The organism is Streptomyces sp. NPDC090741, from assembly GCF_044769045.1.
Taxonomy (GTDB): Bacteria; Actinomycetota; Actinomycetes; order Streptomycetales; family Streptomycetaceae; genus Streptomyces.
The window spans coordinates 746,220-770,201 of record NZ_JBIVXF010000002.1; the positions used below are offsets into that span (position 1 = coordinate 746,220).

Annotated in this window: 23 protein-coding genes; 8 read left to right on the top strand and 15 right to left on the bottom strand. The window is 72.8% G+C overall.

Annotated features, from left to right (window positions below; translation table 11 throughout):
- The first annotated feature begins 24 nt into the window (after nt 1-24).
- The 3 genes from ACIQU4_RS08495 to ACIQU4_RS08505 all read left to right on the top strand — a co-directional run bounded on the left by ACIQU4_RS08495 (nt 25) and on the right by ACIQU4_RS08505 (nt 4,090).
- The gene (locus ACIQU4_RS08495) at nt 25-1,011 is read left to right on the top strand and encodes a class I SAM-dependent methyltransferase (RefSeq protein WP_403727349.1); all 987 of its coding nucleotides are present in this window, start codon (nt 25-27) and stop codon (nt 1,009-1,011) included.
- A 109-nt stretch (nt 1,012-1,120) separates the two neighbouring features.
- The gene (gene pgm, locus ACIQU4_RS08500; protein WP_403727351.1) at nt 1,121-2,761 is read left to right on the top strand and encodes a phosphoglucomutase (alpha-D-glucose-1,6-bisphosphate-dependent); all 1,641 of its coding nucleotides are present in this window, start codon (nt 1,121-1,123) and stop codon (nt 2,759-2,761) included.
- Nucleotides 2,762-2,872: 111 nt separating this feature from the next.
- Nucleotides 2,873-4,090 (top strand): FAD-dependent monooxygenase, encoded by a 1,218-nt coding sequence (locus tag ACIQU4_RS08505; protein WP_403727352.1) that lies wholly within the window; start codon nt 2,873-2,875, stop codon nt 4,088-4,090.
- Nucleotides 4,091-4,348: 258 nt separating this feature from the next.
- Here the strand turns inward: ACIQU4_RS08505 and ACIQU4_RS08510 are convergent, their stop codons facing one another.
- Nucleotides 4,349-4,873, bottom strand: a complete 525-nt coding sequence (locus tag ACIQU4_RS08510) for a hypothetical protein (RefSeq protein ID WP_403727353.1) — start codon at nt 4,871-4,873, stop codon at nt 4,349-4,351.
- 364 nt (nt 4,874-5,237) lie between these two features.
- Between ACIQU4_RS08510 and ACIQU4_RS08515 the strand changes: the two genes are divergently transcribed.
- Nucleotides 5,238-5,972, top strand: a complete 735-nt coding sequence (locus tag ACIQU4_RS08515) for an SOS response-associated peptidase (protein WP_403727355.1) — start codon at nt 5,238-5,240, stop codon at nt 5,970-5,972.
- Nucleotides 5,973-5,984: 12 nt separating this feature from the next.
- On the opposite strand, the gene ACIQU4_RS08520 is transcribed toward ACIQU4_RS08515, so the two are convergent.
- The 7 genes from ACIQU4_RS08520 to ACIQU4_RS08550 are packed head-to-tail and all read right to left on the bottom strand — an operon-like array spanning nt 5,985 to nt 11,349.
- Entirely contained in the window at nt 5,985-7,043 is a 1,059-nt protein-coding gene (locus ACIQU4_RS08520; protein WP_403727356.1) for an alpha/beta hydrolase, read from the bottom strand.
- A gap of 56 nt (nt 7,044-7,099) precedes the next feature.
- Entirely contained in the window at nt 7,100-8,332 is a 1,233-nt protein-coding gene (locus ACIQU4_RS08525; RefSeq protein ID WP_403727358.1) for an anhydro-N-acetylmuramic acid kinase, read from the bottom strand.
- Nucleotides 8,329-9,624, bottom strand: a complete 1,296-nt coding sequence (locus ACIQU4_RS08530) for an MFS transporter (protein WP_403727360.1) — start codon at nt 9,622-9,624, stop codon at nt 8,329-8,331. Before ACIQU4_RS08530 ends, ACIQU4_RS08525 begins: the two co-directional genes overlap by 4 nt.
- A gap of 3 nt (nt 9,625-9,627) precedes the next feature.
- On the bottom strand, nt 9,628-9,960 hold the full coding sequence (locus ACIQU4_RS08535) for a DUF4288 domain-containing protein (protein WP_403727361.1): 333 nt from the start codon (nt 9,958-9,960) through the stop codon (nt 9,628-9,630).
- The gene (locus tag ACIQU4_RS08540; protein ID WP_403727362.1) at nt 9,957-10,256 is read right to left on the bottom strand and encodes a hypothetical protein; all 300 of its coding nucleotides are present in this window, start codon (nt 10,254-10,256) and stop codon (nt 9,957-9,959) included. Before ACIQU4_RS08540 ends, ACIQU4_RS08535 begins: the two co-directional genes overlap by 4 nt.
- 2 nt (nt 10,257-10,258) lie before the next feature.
- Nucleotides 10,259-10,708, bottom strand: a complete 450-nt coding sequence (locus ACIQU4_RS08545) for a hypothetical protein (RefSeq protein WP_403727364.1) — start codon at nt 10,706-10,708, stop codon at nt 10,259-10,261.
- Between the two features lie 59 nt (nt 10,709-10,767).
- Complete coding sequence (locus tag ACIQU4_RS08550; protein WP_403727366.1) at nt 10,768-11,349, bottom strand: DUF5133 domain-containing protein; 582 nt, start codon at nt 11,347-11,349, stop codon at nt 10,768-10,770.
- Between the two features lie 128 nt (nt 11,350-11,477).
- Here ACIQU4_RS08550 and ACIQU4_RS08555 point away from each other — a divergent pair, with 128 nt between their 5' ends.
- A complete protein-coding gene (locus ACIQU4_RS08555; RefSeq protein ID WP_403727368.1) occupies nt 11,478-11,729 on the top strand; it encodes an EF-hand domain-containing protein in 252 nt (83 codons plus the stop codon).
- A 59-nt stretch (nt 11,730-11,788) separates the two neighbouring features.
- On the opposite strand, the gene ACIQU4_RS08560 is transcribed toward ACIQU4_RS08555, so the two are convergent.
- Entirely contained in the window at nt 11,789-12,343 is a 555-nt protein-coding gene (locus ACIQU4_RS08560) for a DoxX family membrane protein (protein WP_403727370.1), read from the bottom strand.
- Nucleotides 12,344-12,587: 244 nt separating this feature from the next.
- On the opposite strand from ACIQU4_RS08560, the gene ACIQU4_RS08565 reads away from it, so the two are divergent.
- On the top strand, nt 12,588-13,487 hold the full coding sequence (locus tag ACIQU4_RS08565) for a calcium-binding protein (RefSeq protein ID WP_403727372.1): 900 nt from the start codon (nt 12,588-12,590) through the stop codon (nt 13,485-13,487).
- A gap of 31 nt (nt 13,488-13,518) precedes the next feature.
- Here ACIQU4_RS08565 and ACIQU4_RS08570 read toward each other — a convergent pair whose 3' ends face one another.
- Nucleotides 13,519-14,199, bottom strand: coding sequence for a TetR/AcrR family transcriptional regulator (locus tag ACIQU4_RS08570; protein ID WP_403727374.1), 681 nt, complete (start codon nt 14,197-14,199; stop codon nt 13,519-13,521).
- 74 nt (nt 14,200-14,273) lie between these two features.
- On the opposite strand from ACIQU4_RS08570, the gene ACIQU4_RS08575 reads away from it, so the two are divergent.
- Entirely contained in the window at nt 14,274-15,821 is a 1,548-nt protein-coding gene (locus ACIQU4_RS08575) for an FAD-dependent monooxygenase (RefSeq protein ID WP_403727376.1), read from the top strand.
- Nucleotides 15,822-15,875: 54 nt separating this feature from the next.
- On the opposite strand, the gene ACIQU4_RS08580 is transcribed toward ACIQU4_RS08575, so the two are convergent.
- The 4 genes from ACIQU4_RS08580 to ACIQU4_RS08595 all read right to left on the bottom strand — a co-directional run bounded on the left by ACIQU4_RS08580 (nt 15,876) and on the right by ACIQU4_RS08595 (nt 21,894).
- Nucleotides 15,876-16,283, bottom strand: a complete 408-nt coding sequence (locus ACIQU4_RS08580; RefSeq protein WP_403727377.1) for a VOC family protein — start codon at nt 16,281-16,283, stop codon at nt 15,876-15,878.
- 214 nt (nt 16,284-16,497) lie between these two features.
- Nucleotides 16,498-17,991, bottom strand: coding sequence for a polyprenol phosphomannose-dependent alpha 1,6 mannosyltransferase MptB (gene mptB, locus ACIQU4_RS08585; RefSeq protein ID WP_403727379.1), 1,494 nt, complete (start codon nt 17,989-17,991; stop codon nt 16,498-16,500).
- 90 nt (nt 17,992-18,081) lie between these two features.
- On the bottom strand, nt 18,082-19,317 hold the full coding sequence (locus ACIQU4_RS08590) for a cytochrome P450 (RefSeq protein ID WP_403727381.1): 1,236 nt from the start codon (nt 19,315-19,317) through the stop codon (nt 18,082-18,084).
- Nucleotides 19,318-19,584: 267 nt separating this feature from the next.
- Nucleotides 19,585-21,894: a family 20 glycosylhydrolase gene (locus ACIQU4_RS08595; protein WP_403727383.1), complete on the bottom strand. Its 2,310-nt coding sequence runs from the start codon at nt 21,892-21,894 to the stop codon at nt 19,585-19,587.
- A gap of 167 nt (nt 21,895-22,061) precedes the next feature.
- On the opposite strand from ACIQU4_RS08595, the gene ACIQU4_RS08600 reads away from it, so the two are divergent.
- The gene (locus ACIQU4_RS08600; RefSeq protein ID WP_403727385.1) at nt 22,062-22,460 is read left to right on the top strand and encodes a DUF4440 domain-containing protein; all 399 of its coding nucleotides are present in this window, start codon (nt 22,062-22,064) and stop codon (nt 22,458-22,460) included.
- Between the two features lie 32 nt (nt 22,461-22,492).
- Here ACIQU4_RS08600 and ACIQU4_RS08605 read toward each other — a convergent pair whose 3' ends face one another.
- Nucleotides 22,493-23,965 (bottom strand): glycosyltransferase 87 family protein, encoded by a 1,473-nt coding sequence (locus ACIQU4_RS08605; protein ID WP_403727386.1) that lies wholly within the window; start codon nt 23,963-23,965, stop codon nt 22,493-22,495.
- Nucleotides 23,966-23,982: the final 17 nt, after the last annotated feature.

Below are 23,982 nucleotides of genomic sequence, written 5' to 3' on the forward strand. Positions count from 1 at the left end.
TCCGCGGCGGGCAGGCTCCGCGGCATGAGCCCACGCAGCGATTCCACCCCCGCACACGACAACGGCCGCCACGGCCACAGCCACGGACACGCGCACGCGCCCGGCCACGACTCCGGCCACCACTCCACCGACCTCGACTGGGACGTCATGGCGACCCAGCTGGAGAACGGCGCCGAACTGCAGCTCCCCGGCCTGCGCCGGACGGCGGCCCACCTCGGCGAGCTGCTCGGCCCCTCGGCCGAGGTCCGCCGCATCCTCGACATCGGCAGCGGACCCGGCGTGATGACCTGCGTGCTCGCCGAGGCCTTCGCCGGCGCCGAGACCGTCGCCGTCGACGCCACGCCCGGCCTGCTGGACCGCACCCTGGCCCGCGCCGGGAAGCTCGGCCTCGGCGACAGGGTGACCGTACGGCACGCGGAACTGCCCGAAGGCCTGGGCAGCGGTGACGGGCCCGGCGGGGACGGCCTCGGCACCGCGGATCTGATCTGGAGCAGCAAGACCGTCCACCACCTCGGCGATCAGCAGGGCGCGCTGAACGCGCTGGCCGGTGTGCTGCGGCCCGGCGGGGTGCTCGCCGTGACGGAGGGCGGCCTGCCGATGCGCTTCCTCCCGCGTGACATCGGGATCGGCAGGCCGGGCCTGCAAGCCCGGCTCGACGCCGTCCACGAGCACTGGTTCTCGGTCATGCGGACCGAACTCCCCGGCAGCACCCCCGTCGTCGAGGACTGGCCCGCGATGCTCCGCCGCGCCGGGCTGTCCCGCGTCGGGAGCTTCACGTACCTCCTCGACCTGCCGGCCCCGCTGGACGCGACGGCCCGTGCCTTCCTGCACACCCAGCTGACCCGGCTGCGGGAGGCCGCGAGCGACATGCTCGACGCGGACGACCTCGACACCCTCGACGTGCTGCTCGACCCCGAGGCGCAGCACGGCATCCTGCGCCGGCCCGACGCCTTCCTCCTGTCCGCCACCACCGTCTTCACCGGCGTGGGGGAGGACCCCCTGGAGGCGTGACCCGGGGCACAGGTGAGGGCCGAGTGGGGACGTGGCGGTGCGGGCACGTTCAGGGGGCGACACAATGACCACTGTTGTTCTCTTTGATCCAGTACGGAGGAATGGGCGGATGCTCAACGAAAGAGCGGGGCAGCAGGCGCGCCCGGAGGACCTGGTCGACGTGGCCCGGCTCGTGACCGCGTACTACGCACTGCACCCCGATCCCGCGGATCCCGGCCAGCGCGTCAGCTTCGGCACCTCGGGACACCGCGGCTCCTCCCTCGCCACGGCCTTCAACGAGGACCACATCGCCGCGACCAGCCAGGCGATCTGCGAGTACCGGGCCCAGCAGGGCATCGACGGCCCACTCTTCCTCGGTGCGGACACCCACGCCCTGTCCGAACCCGCCCGGGTGACCGCCCTGGAGGTCTTCGCCGCGTGCGGCGTGACCGTGCTCGTCGACGCCGCCGACGGCTACACCCCCACGCCCGCCGTCTCGCACGCGATCCTCACCCACAACCGCGGTCGTACCTCGGGCCTGGCCGACGGAGTGGTGGTCACCCCCTCGCACAACCCGCCCGCGGACGGCGGCTTCAAGTACAACCCGCCGCACGGTGGGCCCGCCGGATCGGATGCCACCGGCTGGATCCAGGAGCGAGCCAACGAGATCATCACCGGAGGCATGAAGGAGGTCCGGCGGATCCCCTTCGCGCGCGCGTCGGCGGCCTCGACCACGAGTACGTACGACTACCTCGGCACGTACGTGCGCGATCTGCCGTCCGTGCTCGACCTGGACGCCGTACGCGCCGCGGGCGTGCGCATCGGGGCCGACCCGCTCGGCGGGGCCTCCGTGGCGTACTGGGGGCGGATCGCCGAGGAGCACCGCCTCGATCTGACCGTCGTCAACCCGTACACCGACCCCACCTGGCGGTTCATGACGCTGGACTGGGACGGCAAGATCCGGATGGACTGCTCCTCCCCGTACGCGATGGCCTCGCTGATCGAGGGCCGCGGCCGGTTCCAGATCGCCACCGGCAACGACGCGGACGCCGACCGGCACGGCATCGTGACGCCGGACGGCGGACTGATGAACCCCAACCACTACCTCGCCACCGCGATCGAGTACCTCTACAGCCACCGCGAGCAGTGGCCGGCGGACGCGGGCGTCGGCAAGACGCTGGTGTCCTCGGGGATGATCGACCGGGTGGCCGCGGACCTGGGCCGCGAACTGGTCGAGGTGCCCGTCGGTTTCAAGTGGTTCGTGGACGGGCTCTCCGCGGGCAGCATCGGCTTCGGCGGCGAGGAGTCGGCCGGGGCCTCCTTCCTGCGCCGCGACGGCTCGGTGTGGACCACGGACAAGGACGGCATCCTCCTCGCCCTGCTGGCCTCGGAGATGCTCGCCGTGACGGGGCAGACCCCGAGCGAGCGGTACGCCGGCCTCACGGCCCGGTTCGGCGAGCCGGCGTACGCGCGGATCGACGCCCCGGCCACCCGGGAGGAGAAGGCGGTGCTGGGCCGGCTCTCCCCCGAACAGGTCACCGCCGACACCCTGGCGGGGGAGCCGGTCACGGCGGTGCTGACGGAGGCTCCGGGCAACGGGGCCGCCATCGGCGGCATCAAGGTCACCACGGAGCACGCCTGGTTCGCGGCCCGCCCGTCGGGCACGGAGGACGTCTACAAGATCTACGCCGAGTCCTTCCTCGGCCCCGACCACCTGGCCCGCGTACAGGAGGAGGCCCGTTCCGTCGTCTCGGCGGCACTGTCCGACTGATCCTCCCGCCGGCGAACCCCTCGCCGACCCCTCGCGGACGAACCCGCCACCCCGACCGGAGATTTCTCAGTAGGGTGGCGGGCTCCGGGAGTTCGCGCGGAGGGAGCAGGCATGCGAGGCGGTACGGTCGCGGTGGTCGGCGGGAGCGTTGCCGGTTGCGCGCTGGCCTCGGCGGCGGCCCGCGCGGGCGCCGACGAGGTGGTGGTGCTGGAGCGCACCCACGGACGGCTGGCGGACCGGGGCCTGGGGCTCTGCATCCACGACGGCCGGGCCGCCGAACTCGCCGCCACCGGCGCGCTGCCCGCCGGCATCGCCGCGCACCCCCTGACCCGGCGCCGCTGGATCGTCCGGGACGACGCGGCGGCCGGGCCGGCCGGGCGGGTGTTCTGGGAGCAGCCGTTCCCCTTCCACTCGTACCACTGGGGCCTGCTGTGGCGGGGGCTGCGGGAGGCGACACCCGCCTCGGTGGTCTACCGGCAGGGCGCGGCGGTGACGGGCGTGGCCGACACCGGCGAGCTGGCCGAGGTACGGCTGGCCGACGGGACCGCCGAGCGGTTCGACCTGGTCGTCGGCGCCGACGGGTACCGCTCGGTGGTGCGAAAGGCGGTCTGCCCCGGGTCCCGGCCGGTCTACGCCGGGTACGTGTGCTGGCGCGGCAACCTCGACGCCCGGGGGCCGGCCGCGCTCGGCGAGGGCGCGGTGCCCTCCGACGCGGTGACCACCATCTGCTTCACCGGCGGGAGCTGCGTCATCTACCCCACCCCCGGACCGGACGGCCCCCGCGTGAACTGGGTCCTGTACGCCATGCCTCCGCGGAGCGGCCGGCTGCCGTTCGACGACCCGACGAGCTTCCCGCCGGGGCGGGTGACCGAGGAACTCACCGCGCACCTGCACACGTTGCTGGAGCGGGAGTTCCCGCCCCACTGGGCGCGGGTGCTCGCCATGACGGAGCCCGCGGACACCTACGTCCAGCCCATCTACGACCTGGAGACGGCGCGTACGACGGCCGGGCGCCTGCTGCTCGCCGGCGACGCGGCCACGGTGGTGCGCCCGCACAACACGAGCGGGGTGGCCAAGGCCCTCCAGGACGCCACCGCGTTCGAGGACGCCTGGCGCCGGGCCGGCACGTGGGCCGAGCTGCTGGGCGGGTACCACGCCGCGCGCGGTGCGGCAGGTCGGGAGATGGTCGCCCTGGCCCGCCGCCTCGGCCGGGGCCAGGTGGAGCAGACCCCTGCCTGGGCCACGATGAACCACCGCGAGGTCCAGTCGTGGTGGCAGGAACTGCTCGACGGGGCCGCCGACATCGGCGGCCAGGCCATGAGGCCGTAGACCCGTACGCGAAGACCCGTCCCCGTAGACCCGTCCCCGAAGGCCCGTACCCGACCGGACAGTCCTGCCGCTCGTCATCGGCCAAGTGGAGTGTCACCGCCCCGGGAGTCGTACCGCAGGCCCTACGGTGATCCCGATGCGCCTGCCGGCGCAGCACCATGGGCGCGTGGCCGGGGAGTCGAGGCATGAAGCAGCGCTGGGGTGTCCTGGTCGCGGTCGGCGTCCTGGCGTGCGGAGCCGCCGGCCCGGTTCGGGGACTCACATGACGACCGTGCCCTCGGAGCGGCAGCACCCGTACCTGCCGGTCATGTCGTACTCGTGGCCGATGATGACGATCGTGCGGCAGACGGAGCAGACCGTGGGCGTCACTGGGTTCACCCGCAGAACGTACGTGTTCTCCAGCGCCAGGACTGCGTCCACGGACTCCTTGCCGTGCTCGGCGACGCCCTGTTCGATGAACTCGAAGGCGCCGTACTGGGCCCCGCACTCGCAGTCGATGCGGTTCGAGTACGCGGGCCCGATGTCCTTGACCCGCAGCTCCGAGCTGATCTTCTCCCGCTCCGCGCGCGATACGGGCTCCATGCCCCGGTCCTTGACCCGTTGCGGGGTCCAGTACCACGCCTTGAACGCCGCGGCCTGCGCCGGGGACAGGTAGAACGTCAACGATCTGCCGGCCTTCAGGGCATCCTGCACCGCCGCCACGACCGTGCTGTCGTCGGCCGACACGACGACCTTGCCGTCGCGGACCATGGCATCGATCTCGGCGAACGAGCTGCTCTTCATGGGACGTCCTTCCGGTGGGTTCCGTCGGCTCCGACCGTTCGATGCTCACCCGCCGCCGTGCCGTCGGCCAGCGGGCGCGGGCGACCGGGGGCCGCCCGTACGAGCGGGGCCCGCCGGGTGGCCGTCACTGAGCGGGGCGGCGGCACTGCGGCCTACCCTGGAGACGGCGGCCGTCCGCGGTGAGCGGCCCGGGCGGCCGCCCCGGCGGCTGCGGGCACGTACCCCTCCTTGAATCCCGCGCCCGCGGCGCCGGCACGGCGGCCGGTCACGGCGGGGCGGCGCGGTCACGGCGGGGCGGGACGCGGCGGGCGGCGCGGGCGTGGAGCCGAGCCGGAAGAGCCCTCGCGGTGGGACAGTGGATGCCATGTGCGGTCGATATGCCTCCAGCCGCGCCCCCGAAGACCTGGCCGACCTGTTCGAGGCCCGCTGGGATCCCCGGGAGACGCTGGCACCGAGCTGGAACGTGGCCCCCACCGACGAGGTGTGGGCGGTCCTCGAACGCCCCGACCGCACGACGGGGGAGGTGGAGCGCCGGCTGCGCGCCCTGCGCTGGGGCCTCGTCCCCTCCTGGGCGAAGGACCCGAACGGGGGCGCCCGGATGATCAATGCGCGGGTGGAGACGGTGCACGAGAAACCGGCCTACCGCCGTGCCTTCACCCGGCGCCGCTGCCTGCTGCCCGCCGACGGCTTCTACGAGTGGCAGTCCGTGGACGCCACCGCCACGGCGAAGGCGTACAAGCAGCCGTACTTCATCACTCCGCAGGACGCCGGGGTGATGGCCATGGCCGGGCTGTACGAGTTCTGGCGCGACCCGGCCGTGACCGACGAGGACGACCCGGCCGCCTGGCTCCTCACCACCACGATCATCACGACCGAGGCCACCGACGCGGCCGGCCGCATCCACCCCCGCATGCCCCTGGCCGTGGCCGCGGAGGACCAGGAAGCCTGGCTGGATCCCGCCCACGAGGACGTCCACGGCCTCCGGGCCCTGCTCCACACCCCGTCCGACGGCCACCTCGACGTACGGGCGGTGTCCACGGCGGTCAACAGCGTGCGGAACAACGGCCCCGAACTGCTCGAACCCCCGGCCGACCGCTGAGCCCGCGCCCGGTCAGGCGCCGATGGCCGCCATCAGCATCGGGAACGAGGACACCAGCTCGCGCTCCCAGTACGGCCACGCGTGGCCGCCCTGGTACGAGCACACCACCGCCGGAACGCCGAGCTGGGCGAGGCGCAGCCGCAGGTCCTGGTTCATGCCGTGAATGAGTCGTTCCACGCGTTCCGTGCCGTGGCGGACCGGGTTCGTGCAGCGCGTCGGGCTCGGCGGCGGGTCGCCCCACTGCCAGCCCGTACCGGCGTCCGTGCCGTCGCCGTACGAGACGTAGAGCGGGGTACCGGTCAGCCCGGCGGCCTGATGGACCGGGTCGTTGCGCTCCCACACGGCTCGCTGGCGCACGTCCGCCGGGTCCGCGGTGTCGTAGGGGAACCCCGGCTCGCCCCAGATGCGCCTCCAGTCGGTGTGGCACGCGCCGCCGGCGCCCTTCACCAGATCGGGCCCGGAGAGCCCGCCGTCGAGCGACAGGTGGAGCGTGCTGACCGCCCCGCTGTACGAGGCCACCGCGCGGAACATGCCGGGGTGCATGGCGGCGAGCTTCATCGCGCCGAGCCCGCCCATCGACAGCCCCGCGACGGCACGCTCCGTACCGGCGCGGTACCCGCTCTCCAGCAGCGGCCGCACCTCGTCGACCAGGTACGTCTCCCAGGCCGGAGGGCCGCCGCCGGCGGTGTTGTACCAGTCGCTGTATCCGCTGCACGGGCTGGTCTGCGGCAGGACCACGAGGACGTCCCGGGGGGCGGCCAGCTCCTCGATGTGGGTGTTGGCGGTCCAGTCGGTGTGGTCTCCAGGCCCGCCGTGCAGCAGCCACAGGACCGGCCACGTACGGGTGGCGGTCTTGGACCAGGCCGACGGCAGCAGCAGCCGCACCTTGACCGGCGCGTCGATCTCGGGCGAGGAGACGGTGAGATCGAGCGTCCGGTCGTCGATCCGCTGCTCCTCGACCACGTGGGCCGGGTTGTCGGCCGCACGGGCGGCCCCGGCCCCCGCCGGCTGCATCAGGAGTACGAGCGCAGTCAGTACCGCGGCTGCGTGTCGCGTGATCCGATGGTGCACGAGAACCTTCCGTCCGTCGGAAGCGCTGTTCCCCGGCCGGTCCCTCCGGACGCCGGTCACAGGACGGCTCGCACGGTGGCCCGCCCTCGTACGGTCAGGGCGTGCGGGGCGCGGCCCGGATGCGCGGGAAGGCGCAGCGGGCGGCTGCCCGGGGTGAGCGACCCGAGGACGCGCGGCCCCGCGGCGCCCGTGCACCCCGGGTCATTGCCCGGGAGGCCGTGCAGGGTGAGGTATCCGAGCACCGCGAAGGCGTAGGCCTCCTTCGCCTCCGCGGGCAGCCCCAGCTCCTGCGAACCGCGTACTGCCGTACCGCCCGTGCGGTCCGTATCGCCCGTATCGCCCGCCAGCTCGTCGCGGAGCATCGCCATCAGCGCGGGGTTCCGTACGCCGCCACCGGACACGAACACCTCGGTGGTTGCGAACGGGCGCAGCGCGTCGGCCACCGTCCGGGCGGTCAGACGCGTGAGGGTGGCGACGAGGTCCTGCGGCCGGAGCTCGCCGAACCCGGCCAGCCGGGCCCGCAGGTAGCCCGCGTGGAACAGCTCCTTGCCCGTCGTGCGGGGAGCCGGCATCCGGTAGTACGGCTCCCCGCACAGCAGCCGCTCCAGCAGCCCCTCGTGGACGCGCCCGGCGGCCGCGAGCGCGCCGTCCGCGTCGTACGCGAGCTTGCCGGCGCTCAGTTCACGGACCGCGGCGTCGATCAGTGCGTTGCCCGGGCCGGTGTCGAACGCCACGGGATCGCCGCCCGCCGGCAGCACGGTGACGTTGGCGATCCCCCCGATGTTCAGGGCGGCGGGTACGCCGGGGCGCCCGCGCAGGAGCATCAGGTCGATCAGACTCACCAGGGGTGCGCCCTGCCCGCCCGCCGCCACGTCACGCGGCCGGAACCCGGAGACGACCGGGCAGCCGCTGCGCTCGGCGATCCAGGCCGGTTCGCCGAGCTGCAGCGTGCCGTGCACCCGGCCGTCCTCGGCCCAGTGGTACACCGTCTGCCCGTGCGAGGCGACCAACTCGGCGCGTCCCGCGCACAGTTCCCGGTCGGCGCGGGCGGCGACGGCCGCGAAGGCCTGCCCGATCCGGGTGTCGAGGCGGCAGACCTCGGCCAGGGTGGTCGCCGCGGGCGGCAGGGCGGCGGCGAGGGCCTCCCGTACGTCCGCCGGGTACGGCTCGCTGATCATGCCCAGCGGCGCGAGGTGCAGCGCGCCGTCCTCGGCGCAGAGTTCGAGATCGGCGGCCGCGGCGTCGACGGCGTCGTACGAGGTCCCCGACATCAGCCCGATCACCCTCATCGCAGCGGCTCCCGATGGTCGCGGCCGCGCAGGCCCAGCAGGGCGAAGCAGCTGAGGGCGCAGGCGCCGGCGGCGTAGTACGCGGGCACGGAGGTGTCTCCCGTCCGGGCGATCAGGGCGGTGATGACGAGCCCGGCGCAGCCGGAGAACATCGCGTTGGCGAGGGCGTAGGCCAGCCCGAGCCCGGTACAGCGCACCCGGCGCGGGAACATCTCGGCGAGCATGGCCGGCCCCGGTCCGGCCATCAGACCGACCAGCGCACCCGCGAGCAGTACGGCCCCGGCCCTGGACCACGGCGAGGCGCCGGGGGACTGGAGCACGTGGAGGAGGGGGAGGGCGAGCACCACGACCCCGGCGGCTCCGCCCAGCATCACCGGGCGCCGGCCGATCCGGTCGCTGAGCGCCCCGGCGGGCAGGATCGAGGCGGCGAACCCGGCGTTGGCCAGGGCGGTGGCGAGCAGGGCCTCGCGCAGGGAGGCGCCCAGGGTGGCCTGGAGGTACGAGGGCAGGACGACGAGGAAGGTGTACCCGGCCGCGGACCAGCCCATGATCCGCCCGATGCCGAGGACGACGGCCCGCGCGAGCTCCCTGCGGCCGACGGGACGGGCGTCTGCCGCGGGAGCCGGCGGCGTGGGCGGTTCCGCCAAGGCCGTACGCAGCCACAGCGCCACCGCACCCAGCGGCAGGGCCAGCAGGAACGGGATGCGCCAGCCCCACGCGTGCAGGGCTCCGGCGGGCAGCGCGCTCGCCAGGGCGGCGGCCGTACCGGCCCCCGTGAGCAGGCCGAGCGCGACGGTGAAGGACTGCCAGGCGCCGAAGAGGCCGCGGCGGCCCACGGGCGCGTACTCCGTCATGAGGGCGACGGCCCCGCCGAACTCGCCGCCCGCGGAGAGCCCTTGCAGCACCCGCAGGAGGGTGAGCAGCCAGGGCGCGGCAGGGCCGATGGCGGCGCGGGTCGGCAGCAGCCCGATCGTCACGGTGGCGAGGGTCATGAGGCCGACGACCACGATGAGGGTGGGCCGCCGCCCCAGCCGGTCACCGAGCCGCCCGAACAGGACGGCGCCGACGGGCCGGAAGAAGAAGGCGAGCGCGAACGAGGCGTACGTGGCCACCAGCGCCTCGGCTCCGCTGCTCCCGTCGTACCGGAAGAAGTTCGCGGCGATAACGGTGGCCAGGCATCCGTAGACGCCGAACTCGTACCACTCGACGAGATTGCCGACCGACCCGGCGAGCAGCGCCCGCCGGGACGTGCTGCGGCGGACGGCCGGGGAACGCAGCTCAAGAGGTCTCACCCGTCAGAGGTCCTCGCCCGAGAGGAGGGGTTCGAACGCCGTGTACGCGGCGAAATCGCGGAAGTGTCTCGTGTAGAGCTCCGCTCCGTCGCCCAGGCTGTCGTCCGGTACCTCCGCGACATCGACGAGCTGCCGGAACGTCCAGGTGATCAGCTCGCCCTTCTCGTTCCGGTAGCTCGTTTCGAGGCCTTCGCCGTGGGCCCGGGCCTTCGACCTGGCCTCGTCCTCGGTCCGGGCGGTCAGCAGGACGAAGCTCTCCCGGTACAGGGGCGCTTGACTGCCGGAAGCCGCCGCGGCCTCTGCGACGCAGACGAGAACGGCGACGTACGTCCTCACTTCTTGAACCGGTTGTCGTTCAGCAGCTTCCACGCCGTCTGGCAGGACTTGAGCCCGCAGCCCCGGACGTACCCGAGCGTGTCCCCGTAGTGCTCCCCGGGGAACGCCTGCCGGATGGACCCTTTGCGGCACCGCGAGATGAAGTTGTTCGCGATCTCACCCAGGTTCTCGCCCGCCACGCACGCGTCCGCCGGGCGCAGCGGCACGGCACCGGCAGCCGTCGGCGCCCCGAACAGGACGGCGCACGCGAGGACGAGCGCGGCCGCACCACGCGCCGGCTTCCCGTTGACGGCCATGGTCAGCAGCCCGCGAGCTTCCCGTACGCGATCCAGACCTCGCCCTTGCCGTTGATGCTGACGTTGCCGGTCTTGTGCAGTCCGGTGTACTTCCCGCGGTACTTCCTGAGCTGCCCGAACTGCGATTCCAGGGAAAGGTACGGGGAATCGGGCCTCCAGTCGCCCGAGAACTCGGCGTACACCCCGTCGGTTCCGTCGGTGCCACTCGCCCAGCAGGCCCGACTGCCCGAATAGAGGACCAGGTTGCCGTCGTACTGCATCTCCAGGCGGTTGGCGCCGTTGCTGATGCACTGCCCGGGGATCAGCTTGTCGGTGAACGAGGTTCCGATGTTGCGGCACTGCGCCGCCCGCCCCGTCGCGGCGGAGACCTGCCCGGCCGGTACGGCTGCCGCCGCCAGCAGGCTCACCACCGCGAACGCCAGTGCACGGGTCGTGTTCCCGACCGTCTTCATGGACGCACCCTTCTACGCGTGATCACTTCCTTCGGCAATCACGAAAGGTAGCAGGTCGACTACGGAAAGTCGTGCCCCGTGGTGCCCTGTTGACGCGTACCGGGGCTGCGGACGGGCGGGCGGTCCGGGTGCTGGTCCGGTCCGCCGGGGACGGTGGTGCCGGGGACGGTGGTGCCGAGCCACTCGGCGCCGAGGAGGAGTTCGGCCGAGCGCAGTGCCGTGTAGGCGTTCCGTTGACCCATCAGGATGCACAGGGTGTAGGTGGCGTCGTCGAGCTCATCGCGTACGGCCGGGTCGTGGGGCGCGGCCAGGGCGCGGCGCCGCAGGCCGCGGTGCCGCTTCAGCAGCTCGCCGATGGTCTGCGGGTCGGGGAGCAGTCGCGTGTACGGCCGGGTCACGGACTCGGTGGCGGACCGGGCCTCGTCCATCGCGTCCGCCAGCGCCCTGCCGAAAGGGGCCGGAGGCTTGCCGCCGCCTCCCAGGAGGAGTACGGCCTCGGCCGTCTCGCGGAGGCCGGCGCCGGCGGCCCACGCCGTGTCTGCCAGGATCTGCCGCGCGGTATCGGCGCCGCACGGCACCACCGCCATCAGGACGGTGACGGCCTGTTCCGCGGTGGCCTGCTGGGGTGGTGTCTCGCTCATCCGCCTGATTCCTCATTCCTGCGGCTGCTGGTTCGGTTCGGGGTGTCCGCCCCCGTCGGCCCGGGTGGGGTGCGCCGTAGGCTGGCGGCAGGCAGCCCTTGCCGATTCCTCCCGGAAGGACGTACGTGATGAGTGCGAAGGCCCGCAAACTGTTCGAGGCGCTCGATCTCAACCATGACGGCACCCTGACCCGCCTGGAAGTGATCACCGCACTGCGGACGAAGGGCCCGACGCTGGCCGCCAACGGCGACCTGCCGTTCTGGGGTCTGGGGGATGTCGACGCCTCGTCCGCGCTGTTCGACGCCGCCGACAAGAACGGCGACAACGTGCTGACGTTCGAGGAGTTCGCCCAGGAGGTCGACCGCCGCTTCGGCTGGTAGCCGCAATCGGCCCGCCCCGCCCCGCCCCGCCCGGCGAATCGGCGAATCGGCGACGGCGGCTACGCCGTCCGGCTGTCGGTGTCCCGGTCCGGGCCGGACGCTTCGGCGGCGGCGAGCGTCGCGGCCCGGCGGCTCAGTACGACGGTGGCCGCGGCCGCGCTGAGCGCGAAGGCCATCACCACCGTGGCCGGCCGGTCCAACCGGTGCCGCGTGGCATGGTCGAGCGAGAAGCGGCCGGGCCCGGACAGGCCCAGGCAGGCCGCCACGAAGCCGAGGAAGGCCGGGTACTCGAAGCCGCCGGCCTGGGCGAAGAACCCGGCGGGCGCATGCACGGCGGCGGCGCCGGCCATGGCACCCGCGGCGGCGGCACCGGCCGCCGGAGTCGCCAGCCCCAGCGCGAGCAGCAACCCGCCGCCCGCTTCGCCGAGCCCGGCAGCGATCGCGCTCTCCCGGCCCGGGGTGAACCCCATGTGCTCCATACCCCGGGCAGTGCCCTCGATGCCGGCCCCGCCGAACCATCCGAAGAGCTTCTGCGACCCGTGTGCGAGCAGCACACCGCCGGCCCCCAGGCGCAGGGCGAGAAGTCCGAGATCCTTGCGATGCGTGAGCGGCATGAGGACAGGCCCTTCCGAAGGGGTTGCGTGTCACCTGGTCTCAAGCTTCACGCGAGCACACGGCGCGCGCACGCGCTGTGTGCTCGTCTGGCCGCACCCGCGGCGGGGCCAGACGAGGGTAAGGCATACAAACTGCTATGCATTTGATTGCTTTCACGGCATTCGCGCCATACGGTCCCCACGGATTCGAGCCTGGTTCCCTGGACAGCCGGAACGGCTGTGCACACTCCCACCGGAGGTCTGTATGCCTTGCCGTAAGTCACTCACGCTGCTGGCCGCAGCCGCGTTGCTCTCCCTCGGGGCCCCGGCGGCGGTCGCCCACGCGGCCGACGCCACCTGCTTCGGGCAGCCCGCGACCATCACCGGGTCCGGCACGATCACCGGGACGGAGGGCAACGACGTCATCATCGGGTCGGCGGAAGCGGACACCATCGACGGACTCGGCGGCAATGACCTGATCTGCGGACTCGGCGGCAACGACACGATCGCCGGCGGCCTGGGCGACGACCGGCTGGACGGTGGCGACGGCGCGGATCTCATGCGCGGCGACCTGCTCTCCACCAGGGCTCCCGTGGACGGCGGGGGCAACGACATCCTCTTCGGCGGGCCGGGTGACGACCGCATGGGCGGCGACAGCATGGCCTTCGGCTCCAGCGCGTCGGGCGGTGGCGACGACATCCTGTTCGGCGAGGCGGGCAACGACGCCATGATCGGCGACAGCCGCGGCGGCATCAACGCGACCGGCGGCGGCAGGGACATCCTCGACGGCGGACCCGGAGACGACAGCATCACCGGCGACTCCTCCGCCGAGGGCAGCGCGACCGGCCACGGCGAGGACGTACTGCTGGGCGGACCCGGCGTCGATGCCATCATCGGCGACAGCAACTCGGGCCACGCCGCGCACGGGAAGGGCGAGAGCGGCCTGACCGGCAAGCCCGCGCGCCCGGGTCGCCAGGGCCGTCCGACCCCGGCGGTGAAGCCCGCGCCGGGCGCGCCGGTCGCACCGGTCGCGCCCGTCGCCCCGGACGCGGCGGCGGGCGGCAACGACGTCATGGACGGGGGTGACGACGCGAAGGACACCTGCGACGGGACGGACGGAGCCGACATCGCGGTCCGCTGCGAGACCGTGTCGAACGTCCCGTAAGCGGTGACGGCCGGCGCTCGCGCTGCCGCGGTCAGTGGATTGCGTACCGCGCGGCGATGCCCTCGATGACGATCTGCAGACCCTCTTCGAAGTGCTCGTCGTACTCCTGGAAGAGGTGCGTACCGGCGGCCGCGGCGAGCGGGTAGTCGGCCAGGCGCTCGCCGCGCTCCGCCACGTCGTAGCCCTCCCGGCGCTCGCCCGGGGCGGGGTGGACGCCCTGTTCCTCGATCACGAAGCCGAGCGTGTAGGCGAAGGTCGTCGCCATGGCCCGTACGGCCTGCGGCAGTTCGAACCCGTCCGCCAGCAGGGCGCGCAGATGGGCCTCGGACTGCTTCGCGTGCTCGGTTCCGGTGAAGCGGGAGCCGGTGAACACGCGGGCGCCGTCGCGATAGGCGAGCAGGGCCTGGCGCAGGCCCCGATTGGCGACCGACATCCGCTCGCGCCAGGGTGTCGAGGAGGCGTCCGGCCAGGTTTCCTCCGGGCCCGTGGCCATGCGCCGGAACATCTCCGTGGCCATCTCGTCGATCAGCTCCTGCTTGTTCTTGAAGTGCCAGTACAGGGCCGGCGCCTTCACATCCAGCTCCTGCGCGATGGCGCGCAGGGTGAGCTTGTCGAGCCCGCCCTCGTTCAGCAGCCGCAGCGCGGTCTCGGCGACGGTCGAGCGAGTCAGGGGAGGGACGCGCGGCGGAGTCTGCTGCGGCTTGGCGTTCATCGTCTGCTCTGTCTCCCGGGGCGGTTCACTCTTCCGTGGCGTTGACAGCTTAACAACGTTAAGGGCATTCTTGCGTGAAGAGGCTCCTTAACGTTGTTAAGGAGCCGTGGCGAAGCGAGCGAACGGGGAGATCGATGAACCAGAGGCGATACCAGGAAGACCGGACCGATGTGCTGATCGTGGGCGCCGGTCCCACCGGCCTTGTACTGGCCTGTGACCTTGCCCGGCGCGGTGTGCGCGCCCTGGTCGTCGAGCGGTCGCCGGAGCTGTTTCCCGGTTCCCGCGGCAAGGGCATCCAGCCGCGGACCCTGGAGGTCTTCGACGACCTCGGTGTCCTGGAGGAAGTCATGCGATGGGGCGGCCAGGCGCCGATCGGCATGACATGGCAGGGCGGCTCCCGTGCCGGTGAGTTCCGCATGTTCGAGGACGTCGAACCGACCGAGGGCGCGCCCTACACCGGGCCCGCGCTGCTGCCCCAGTGGCGCACCCAGCGGATCCTGCTCGACAGGCTCCGCGAACTGGGCGGTGACGTCGTGTTCGGAGTCGAGCTGACCGGCCTCACCCAGGATGCCGAGTCCGTGTGCGCCACCCTCATACCGGTGGAGGGCGGGAGCCCGAAGTCCGTCCGCGCGGGATACGCCGTCGCCGCCGACGGCGGCCGGTCCACGGTCCGCCGGCTCGTCGGCATCAAGATGACCGGTGAGCGCGTCGACCCCGCCCCGATGCTCGTGGCCGATGTGGTCATACCGACGCTCGACCGGGACAACTGGCACATCTTCCCGCCCGCCGCGGGCGGCACGGGCTTCGCCGCCCTCTGCCCCTTGCCGCATACGCGGGAGTTCCAGTTCGTGGCCCAGTCGGCATCGGTCGGCAAGGAGGTCACGGCGGAGGAAGTGCGTGCGGTGGTCGCCGCGTTCACCCACATATCGGCCGAGGAAGTCACCGAGGTCCTGTGGGCATCGGACTTCACCGTGAACGCCGCGCTCGCCGACCGCTTCCGTGAGGGCCGGGTCTTCCTCGCGGGCGACGCCGCCCACATCCATTCGCCGGCGGGCGGCCAGGGGCTCAACACCAGCGTCCAGGACGCCTACAACCTGGGCTGGAAGCTCGCCGCCGTGCTGCGCGACGGAGCCCCGGAGGCGCTGCTGGACACGTACGAGGAGGAGCGTCTCCCCAATGCCGCCGCGATGCTGGGGTTGTCCACCCGCATCCACCGCGGTGAGGAGCAGCGTGGCGCCGCCACTCGCCAACTCGGCCTCGACCAGCGGCACTCCTCGCTCACCCGCGAGATACGCAGCGGCCTGGCCGACGAGGCCCTGGCCGCGGGAGACCGGGCACCCGACGGCAAGCGCGACGGGCTGCGGCTCTTCGACCTCTACCGCGGCCCCCACTTCACCCTGCTCGCGGTCGACACCCCGCTGCCGGAGCGACTCCCGCCGCTCCCTGGCCTGCGCACCGCACAGACAGGTGCGTACGAGGCCTATGGACGCGGCCTGTACCTGATCCGCCCGGACGGCTACATAGCCTGGGCCGGTCCCGGCGGCGACGCGCTCGAAGCCTCGGCCGACGACCTGCGGAGCTGGGCATCCCGGGTCGCACACCCCGCCCGGGTCGGTGTGTGAGGGGGCTCACGGGCCGGCGGTCAGGAAGATCTCGCCGCTCGTGCGGCCGGACCCCTACGGGCGAACGTAGGGGCGGGTCATGATCTCCATGTTGTGGCCGTCCGGGTCGGCGAAATAGGCGCCGCGACCACCGAACAGGCGGTTGATCTGCCCCGGTTCGGTGTGGTGGGGGTCGGCGTAGTAGGTCACCCCGACCGCCTCCAGGCGGGTGATCATGCCGTCGAACCGCTCGTCGGGCACGAGGAACGCGTAGTGCTGCGGCTGGATCGGCTCGTCGGTCATCGCGTAGTAGTCGAGCGTGACGCCGTTGCCGAGATCGACGGGCAGGAACGGCCCGAACGGAGCGCCGACCTCCAGTCCCAGGATCACGGCGAGGAACTGGGCCGACAGGCCCCGGTCCCTGGCGTGGACGACGGTGTGGTTCAACTGGACGGCGTTCGGGTACTGCTGGGTGTTCGACATGAGTGGTGTGTCTCCGGTTTCGGGTTCCCGTGGAAGGGCGCCGCACGCGGGCGCCGGGCGCAAGAAACGCGGAGAAAGGGCGGGCTCCTGGCCCGCCTCGGGCTCACGCCGAGGCCGGGAACCCTACTCGTACATGGCCCAAGGCCGACCCGGCAGTCACCCGGTCGACCTTAGTGATCATCACCGGCCTGCGCAACGCGCATTTCCCGCCGGGTCACCGACGCGTTCTGACCGCCGCCCGCACCCACGCGCGCTCCTGCAGGCGAAGGCGGGGCAGCGTCCCGAGCACCGGCGGACCCCATGCCACGAGCGCCGCCACGGCCGCCGACGCCCCCGTGACGGCGGCGAACCCGTAGGACCAGGTAGCCGACGTCCCACTGGGCAGCACCATGAACAGCAGCACCAGCATCGCCAGCCGCGCCCACATGCTCTCCAGCAGTCGCCAGGCCGCCGCCGCCAGCGGCACCATCCCCCACAGCACGTACCAGGGCTGTACGACCGGAGCGGTCACCACCAGCCCCAGCAGCGCCATGCCGGTGGCGTACTCGGGCCCCGTACGCGGCGCACGCCACGCGCAGAAGCCCACCAGGCACACGCCCAGCACCACCCCCACCGAGCGGGCGGCGGCGATCGCATCGGTCGCGGTACCCACGCCGAACCCCTCGGACAGCAGCCCGAGCACCCGGCCCACGTCCGTACTCGGCGAGAGCACCGTGTAGATCTGCGCGGGGCCCCGCAGGGTCGACAGCCACCCCCAGCCCTGGCCGCACACGGCCACGCCCAGGACCAGCGCCGCGAGACCCACCAGCGCGATCCCGGCCGCCCGCAGCCATCCCGCTCGCCGATCCGGCCGCCCGCCCACGGACCACGCGGCGGCGCACAGCAGAGCCACCGCGGCGGGAACCTTGACCAGCGCGGCCGAGACGAGCACGACGGTGCCCAGCACCCAGTGCCCCCGGCGGAAGGCCACCAGCCCCGCCACCATCAGGCCGATCATCAGCGCCTCGTTGTGGGCGCCGCCCACCAGGTGCACCAGGGCGAGCGGGTTGAGCACGGTCGCCCACAGCGCCCCGGCCTCCCCGGCGCCGGATGCGGAACCCCGCTCGGAACCCCACTCGGACGCGAGCCGCCCCACACCCCAGACGATCAGTGCCAGCCCGCACAGGGCCAGCAGCCGCATGCCCAGCACCGCGGCCACCGTGTGGTGCTCGCCGGTGACGGCCATCACGGCCCGCGTCGCCGAGACGGCCAGCGGCCCGTACGGCGCCGGTGCGTCCTGCCACATCTCCGGCACGTTGCCGGCGAGCGTACCGCCGAGCGCCGACGGCCCCAGCCGGTACACGTCCCAGCCCCGCACCGCCAGCGCGCCCTGCGCGACATAGCTGTACGCGTCGCTGCTGAAGATCACCGGGCCCGGGACGAGGGGCAGGACCCAGGACCACAGCACGGAGCGCAGCCGTCTCGGGCCGACCGGCTCCCCGGCCCGCAGCAGCCCGCCCAGCCGCCACCAGGCGACCACGAGCAGCACCAGCCCGGCGTACGAGGCCGCCGCTCCCAGCACCGTGTGCGCGGGGCTCCGCTGCGCCCATACCCCGTCAGGAACGCCGAAGGGCAGCGCGCCCGCCGACCAGCTCCCGGCGGCCAGCAGCACCGACCCGAGCGTTCCGATCAGCCGGCAACCCCGGACCGTGACCCCCACCTCAGACATGGCGGCAGCCTAGGGCGGGCAAGGCTGATGATCCGCCTGCCCGAGGCGTCAGGGAGGTGAATTTCGGGCGTCCTTACGCCAAGCGGGTCATCATGCCGACGGGCCGAGCCGGACGGGCAGTGAACGGTGGCCGTTGCTGATGAGGGAGGTGACGGGCAGCAGATCGTCGGCGGGCACCGCCGGCTCGATGGCCGGGAAGCGGTCGAAGAGCGCTTCGAGCGCGGTCGCGACCTCCAGCCGGGCCAGCGGGGCACCGAGACAGAAGTGGACCCCGTGCCCGAACGCGAGGTGGTCCTTCGTGATCCGCGTGACGTCGAAGGTGTCGGCGTCCGGCCCGTGCCAGTCGGGGTGCCGGTTGGCCGCGGCGTACGAGGCGAGGATCGCCTCACCCTTGGCGATGGTCCGCCCGTCGGCCAGCGGGATGTCGGCCAGCGCGAAGCGCATCGGCAGATGCTTCACGGCCGACTCGTGCCGCAGGGTCTCCTCGACGACGTCGCTCCAGCTGTTGCGCCCGGCGCGGACGTGGTCCAGCTGGCCGGGGTCGCTGAGCAGGGCGGTGACCGCCTGGTCGATGACGTTGACGGTCGTCTCGTACCCGGCGCTGATCATCAGGATCAGAGTGTCGCTCAGCTCGGAGTCCGAGAGCGCGGAGCCGTCCCCCTCCTCGTCGCGGGCGGCGATGAGCAGAGAGGTCATGTCGTCACCGGGCACGGCGCGCTTGGCGGCGATGAGCTCTGCGAGGACCTCGTAGACCCGGACCGTGTTCGCCGCGGCCTCCTCGGGGGTCAGGGTAGTGTCGAAGACCCCGTCCACCACCGTACGGAAGTCGCCGCGCTGCTCCTCGGGGAGGCCCATCAGGTGTCCGATGACCGCGATGGGCAGCGGGTAGGCGAGCCGTTCGCGCAGATCGGCCACCTCGCCCGGCGGGAGGGCGGCGAGCTCGTCGAGGAGGCCGGTGACGATGTCGTCGACGGTGTCACGGAGCAACGCCACACGGCGGGCGCTGAACGCGGGAGCCACCATCCGGCGCAGCCGCCGGTGGTCGGCTCCGTACGCGGTGAACATGTTGGTCACCGAGACCCAGAGGGCGAGCGGCCACGTCTGGACGGCCTGCTCGAACTCCGGCCAGTGCGCGCGGGCGTCCTTGGACACGTCCGGGCTGGTGAGCAACTCCTTGAGCAGGGCGGGGTCGGTGACGGCCCAGGCCGTTACGCCGAGTATGTCCACGCGGGCCGCGGGCCCTTGGGCGCGCAGCAGCCGGTGCTCCGCGTGCCGGTCGGCGCCGGCGGGGTCGAGGACCAGCGGTGCGGTGGGGGCCTGGTTCACGCGGGACTCCTTCGAGAGGTCGTGTAAGAGGTGTTCACGGCGGTGTGAGGGCTTCTCCATCTCCCGCACAACGTGCGTGGTGGGCGGGGTGTTCCACGGACGGTCAGGGTGTTACCCGTGAGTTCAAGGGGTTGCGTGAGGAGGAGATCGCTCCGCCATGGAGAGCACCGCGCCGACCGGCTCTCCACCGGTCCACGAACGCTGGACGTCTCCCGGCGGGGCGAAAACCACCGCGCCGCCGGGAGACGTCCACGCACCGCCGTCCGGTCAGGCGATCTGCCACCGCTGGTAGACCGAACCGGAACCCGGCTGCTGCGTGGCGAGGGCGCCGTCCGCCCCGGACGCGGTGGTCAGCAGGAGCGCGCTCTTCTTGTTGACCACCGAGTAGTCGCCCCCGCCGAGCGCGGTGAGCAGCCAGCGCTGGCCGTCTGCGCCCGTGCAGGCGCCCTGGACGACGGCAGCGCCGGGCGCCGTGGAGCCGCCCGACACGTCCGCGCAGAGCCTCGACGATCCGTTGACCATGGAGTAGGAGCCGTCGGCGTTGAGCGACAGCTGCCACTGCTGGTTGGGGCCGCCGTGCGGTGTCCAGGTGATCAGCTGCGTACCCGGCGCACTCGAACTCCCCGGGTCGTCGAGGGCCTTGCCGGCCGCGCCGAGGGTCCGGGCGCCGCTCAACTCGCCGCCGTACACCTCGAACTCGTACAGCGAATAGCCGTACGCGGTGCCGCGCCTGGTCCCGTACACGCGGATGTAGCGGCCCGATCCGGACAGGCCGGTGAGCTCCTGGACCCCGCCGGCGCCGGTCGCCGTGGTGTAGACCGTGCGCCAGGTCGCGCCGTCGTCGGAGAGCTGGATCTGGAAGGCCTTTCCGTACGCAGCCTCCCAGCGCAGCACCACGCGGCTCACGGCCTGACTGGATCCCAGGTCGACCTGGAGCCACTGCGGGTCGGCGTACGCGCTGGACCAGCGGGTGCCGGGGTCCCCGTCGGTGGCCGACGAGGCCGGGAAGTCGGCGGTCTCGGTACTGGAGGCGGTGGTCGGCCGGTTGCGCGCGAGGTTGCCGGGCTGGGCGAGACCGGGCCACGCGGGGTTGTGCCCGACCGCGGCCGCGATCGGGGTGAACGCGGCGTACGTGGCGGCCGGCTTGGGGGAGCCCCAGGTCTGCTGGGCCAGGGCGCGCAGCGGGTACATGATGCCCGCGGCGATCTGCTCCTGCGTCTCGGCGGTGGGGTTGTCGCACCACACGTGGATCAGCGAGCCGGGGTTCTTCGAGGGGTCGGTGAGGGTGGCCCCGCCCTCGAAGCGGTCGGGGGTCCAGGTCTCGTACATCCACTTGGTGTCGGGTTTGGCGCCCCCGAGCACGTAGTACGTCGGCGTCCAGGACTCGTTGGCGACGGTGTGGCCGGCCGCGGCCAGCTGCTGCGGGGTGAGCCCGTAGCTGTACCAGTACTCGACGAGGATTCCGGGGTGCGGCGTGAGCGTCCCGTCCCCGGCCTTGATGCCGTCGTTCCACATCCGGGTGGTCTTGCCGGCCGCCCGCACCAGGTCGTCGGCCCAGTTCACGAACCCGTAGTAGGTGTCCTTGGCGGTGGCGCCCGCCCCGTAGTGGGAGCGGGCGTAGCTGAGCAGCTGCGGGTACTTGGCGTAGTCGGTGACGTATTCGTCCGCGCCGATGTGCCAGTACGGGGCCGGGAACAGCGGCAGGTACTCGTTCACCAGGTCCTTGATCAGGGTGTACGAGGCCGGCAGCGAGAGGTCGATGAAATCGGGACTGGCCGTGCCGGAACTGTTCTTGAGCTTCAGCTCAGGGTGGGCGGCCAGGACGGCGTTCATGTGCCCCGGTGTGTCGATCTCGGGAACGATCGTGACGTGGTACTTCTGCCCGAGCGCGACGAGGTCGGCGATGTCCTGCTTGGAGTAGTGGTCCGCGGAGACGATCTCCGGGTGGGTGGAGCTCTCGAGCCGGAACCCGAAGGTGTCCGACAGGTGGAAGTGGAAGTAGTTGAGCTTGAGGTAGGCCAGCTCCTTGATGTGCTGCTCGACCCAGTCGACGGTGAAGAACTTCCGGCCCTGGTCGATCATGAGCCCGCGCTCCGCCTTGGCGGGCCAGTCGACCGCCGTACCGGCGGGCACCGACGCCGACTGGTGCAGGAGCTGGAGCACGGTACGGGTGCCGTAGAACGCGCCGGTGTCGGTCCCGGCCCGGATGGCGACGGACGCTCCGACGGTCAGCCGGTAGCCCTCGGCGGGCAGCCCCGGGTCACCGAGGCTCAGCGCGATGTCGCCCGGGGAGGCGCTCCCGGTGACGACGGCGACGGGACGTCCGGCCAGGGCGCCCAGGTCCTCGGCGAAGGTGGCGGCCTCGTCGGAGAGCTGGGCGGCGTAGGCGGGATCGACGACGATCCGGCCGGTCCCGGTGAAGGTGTAGGCACCGGTGCCGGCCGTCCACTGCCGCAGCGCCGGAACGGTCTGCGGCGGCCCGGCGGCGGCCTGCGCGGGACCGGCGACGGCGACAGCGGGTAAGGAGAGCGCGGCCACCGCGCAGACGGCGGCGACCAGCAATCTGAGCAGACGCATGGCGAGTCCCCAAGGCATGTGAGGGAAGGGGGAGTTCAGAACACGGCCAAAGTGCAGGCAAAGTGCAGCGCAGCGCCGGATGCATGTCAATAGCTGCTCGAAACCCCGCCCCACCGAGCAGGATCGCGCACCCACCCGTCACAGGGGTCGCGTGTTACCGTCGCGCCATGTCCAAGGGTGAAATAGACGCACTGACCGACGAGTTCTTCGGCGCGTTCGACAACCGGGGCGGCAAGACCGCCGACGTGGCCCGGATCCGGCGGCTGGTCCTGCCGGGCGGGGTGATCGTCAAGACGGGGCCGGAGCTCACGGTCCACACCGTCGAGGAGTTCATCGAGCCCCGCCGGAAGCTGCTGAACGAAGGCCGGCTGGTCGAGTTCTCCGAGTGGGAGACCTCCGAACGGACCGACATCGCCGGCGACATCGCGTCGCGGTTCGGCGAGTACCGGAAGTCCGGGATCCTGGACGGCGAGCCGTACGAGGGCCGCGGGACCAAGACCATCCAGTTCGTCCGCACCCCGGACGGCTGGCGGATCGCCGCGTTCTCCTGGTACGACCAGCCCTGAGCCGGCGCGGAGTCGGCGCTGAGCCGCCCGGCCTACGCCGACTCCGTGCCGGGCCCCGCGCCGCGCTGCCGCTGCCACCGCACCGCCGTGACCACGAGCACCAGCAGCGCGGCCGCCCCGTACGCCACGGCACTCACCGCCCCGCGCGAGCCGAACGCCTGGCCCGTGACGTAGACGGCGGGGCCGGCGACCGCGACGCCCAGCCACTCCCAGCGCCCGTCCAGGGCCACGAGCCCGACGAGCAGCAGGGCGTACCACGAATAGCCGGGCGTGAGCAGGACGAACGCCCACCCCGTCACCAACAGCGCGCCGCTCCACGGCCGTCGGGGATCCCCGCGCCACAGCACGTACCCGCACACGCCCGCCATCACGGCGAGCAGCACCGCCACCGCCCAGTCGCCCGGCAGCACCAGCCGCAGCAGCGCGTAGCGGGACCCGGCCGAGGGGTCCTCGTACCCCTCCTCCTCCACGTACCCGCCGAGGTACCCGAAGACGGAGCCGTGCGAGAGCAGCACGTACGGCAGGTACGCGAGCGCCGTGAACGCGGCGGCCGGCAGCAGTACGGCGACCGCGTCGCGCACCCGGCGCACGCCGGACAGGGCTCCCGGGAGGACGATCGCCGGCATCAGCTTCGTGGCGACGGCGGCGCCGAGGACCAGCCCGCCGCCCGCCCGGCGCGCCAGGCTCCGCGCGGCCACGAGCCCGAGACCGGCCACGGCCAGCAGCACCCCCAGTACGTCGACGTGCGCGTTGTTCACGGCTTCGATCGGTACGGCCGGGCACCACGCCCAGTACGCGACCCCGCGCGGGTCCGTGCCCCGGCGGCGCAGGATCAGCAACAGCGCGCCGCTCACGCCGAGGGACAGCAGCCCGCCGCCGATCTGGAGCGGTTTGTGCCGGGCGCCCTCGGGGGAGAGCCGGTCGACGGCCAGGAAGTACGCCTCGGCGACCGGCGGGTAGATCGTGTGCACGGCGGGCCGGTTGATCCGCGTGCAGTGCGGGGTGTCCCCGGCGGACGGGATCCGGGCCCGGTCCGGGCCGGTGCAGGCGGCGGCGCCCGTGGGGAAGAGCCACGGGTCGCGGAGCCGGCCCAGCGCCGGGTCCTGCGGGGCGTGGTCGTACGGGGAGACCCCGGCGGACTGCACCCGGCCGTCCCAGGCGTAGCGGTACGAATCGGTGCTGGTCCGGGGCGCCGCCACCAGCCCCGTCGCCGTCACCGCGACGGCCCCCGCCAGCACCAGCGGCACGACGAGCGCCGCCGGCACCCGGCGCAGCGCGAGCAGTGCGACCGCGAACAGCGCCCAGCAGGCCGCGTACCGCCAGGACAGTCCGGCGGGGTCGGTGAAATTGCCGTCGTAGCGGATGGTCCACACCAAGGCGGCGACGAGGGCCGAGAGACTGAGGACGGGGAGGGCGAGGGCGGGCAGGGCGCGGGCGGGGAGGGCGCGGGCGGGGAGGGCGCGGGCGGGGAGGGCGGAAGGGCCGGGGGCGGTACGCAGGTTCACAGCCGCAGCGTTCCAGG

What these genes read in the sequence shown, in the direction of transcription:
- ACIQU4_RS08580 (WP_403727377.1), bottom strand. Translation starts at nt 16,283, where the DNA reads ATGTCGAACACCCAGCAGTACCCGAACGCCGTCCAGTTGAACCACACC.
- ACIQU4_RS08565 (WP_403727372.1), top strand. Translation starts at nt 12,588, where the DNA reads ATGCCTTGCCGTAAGTCACTCACGCTGCTGGCCGCAGCCGCGTTGCTC.
- ACIQU4_RS08515 (WP_403727355.1), top strand. Translation starts at nt 5,238, where the DNA reads ATGTGCGGTCGATATGCCTCCAGCCGCGCCCCCGAAGACCTGGCCGAC.
- ACIQU4_RS08570 (WP_403727374.1), bottom strand. Translation starts at nt 14,199, where the DNA reads ATGAACGCCAAGCCGCAGCAGACTCCGCCGCGCGTCCCTCCCCTGACT.
- mptB (WP_403727379.1), bottom strand. Translation starts at nt 17,991, where the DNA reads ATGTCTGAGGTGGGGGTCACGGTCCGGGGTTGCCGGCTGATCGGAACG.
- ACIQU4_RS08600 (WP_403727385.1), top strand. Translation starts at nt 22,062, where the DNA reads ATGTCCAAGGGTGAAATAGACGCACTGACCGACGAGTTCTTCGGCGCG.
- ACIQU4_RS08545 (WP_403727364.1), bottom strand. Translation starts at nt 10,708, where the DNA reads ATGAAGACGGTCGGGAACACGACCCGTGCACTGGCGTTCGCGGTGGTG.
- pgm (WP_403727351.1), top strand. Translation starts at nt 1,121, where the DNA reads ATGCTCAACGAAAGAGCGGGGCAGCAGGCGCGCCCGGAGGACCTGGTC.
- ACIQU4_RS08550 (WP_403727366.1), bottom strand. Translation starts at nt 11,349, where the DNA reads ATGAGCGAGACACCACCCCAGCAGGCCACCGCGGAACAGGCCGTCACC.
- ACIQU4_RS08560 (WP_403727370.1), bottom strand. Translation starts at nt 12,343, where the DNA reads ATGCCGCTCACGCATCGCAAGGATCTCGGACTTCTCGCCCTGCGCCTG.
- ACIQU4_RS08595 (WP_403727383.1), bottom strand. Translation starts at nt 21,894, where the DNA reads ATGCGTCTGCTCAGATTGCTGGTCGCCGCCGTCTGCGCGGTGGCCGCG.
- ACIQU4_RS08525 (WP_403727358.1), bottom strand. Translation starts at nt 8,332, where the DNA reads ATGAGGGTGATCGGGCTGATGTCGGGGACCTCGTACGACGCCGTCGAC.
- ACIQU4_RS08540 (WP_403727362.1), bottom strand. Translation starts at nt 10,256, where the DNA reads ATGGCCGTCAACGGGAAGCCGGCGCGTGGTGCGGCCGCGCTCGTCCTC.
- ACIQU4_RS08505 (WP_403727352.1), top strand. Translation starts at nt 2,873, where the DNA reads ATGCGAGGCGGTACGGTCGCGGTGGTCGGCGGGAGCGTTGCCGGTTGC.
- ACIQU4_RS08495 (WP_403727349.1), top strand. Translation starts at nt 25, where the DNA reads ATGAGCCCACGCAGCGATTCCACCCCCGCACACGACAACGGCCGCCAC.
- ACIQU4_RS08510 (WP_403727353.1), bottom strand. Translation starts at nt 4,873, where the DNA reads ATGAAGAGCAGCTCGTTCGCCGAGATCGATGCCATGGTCCGCGACGGC.
- ACIQU4_RS08555 (WP_403727368.1), top strand. Translation starts at nt 11,478, where the DNA reads ATGAGTGCGAAGGCCCGCAAACTGTTCGAGGCGCTCGATCTCAACCAT.